Genomic DNA, 575 nt, shown 5'->3' on the forward strand with positions numbered 1-575 from the left:
ACAGCCTTGAGTAATGGAGTATACCAAAACAAAGCAGGCGTCTATGGCGGTGGAGATCCAGTAGCGATTAACGGAACAAGTGCCGCACAATCAAACAATACGAGCGTATCGGTTGGTCAATCAGTAGTGAAATTGACAGCAAAAGTGTTCTTACGTGGTGCTTACGATACAAGTGTAGGATTGATGTTAGATGGCTTACGTAGCCAAGGCTTGATTCCATTAGTACAACCTTATGGCAAAGGCTCTTACACAGACATTCCTCACATTGGAGCAGAAGAAGCCACGACCACATCGGTATTGTCGGTAACAGGTAACAATGCGATTGTTGACTGGGTATCAGTAGAGTTACGCGATAAGAATAACCCAAGTACGATCTTGTATAGTCGTTCAGGTTTAGTACAACGCGATGGCGATATTGTAGATGTAGATGGAGTAAGTTGCTTGAGTTTTGTAGGGGCCATTCCAGAGAGCTATTATGTGACAGTTCGTCACCGTAACCACTTAGGAGCGATGACTGCGAATGCGATAGCGTTGACCTCAAGCTGTTCAGCCTTAGTTGATTTCACAAGTCCAAG

General features: G+C 44.7%; 1 protein-coding gene. It reads left to right on the top strand.

Annotated features, from left to right (window positions below; all coding sequences use genetic code 11):
• The coding region (locus tag QM481_RS25000) for a hypothetical protein (protein WP_283383799.1) at positions 1–575 on the top strand (575 nt) is incomplete at both ends.

The sequence above is a fragment of the Flectobacillus rivi genome, from assembly GCF_030056655.1.
Lineage (GTDB): Bacteria > Bacteroidota > Bacteroidia > Cytophagales > Spirosomataceae > Flectobacillus > Flectobacillus rivi.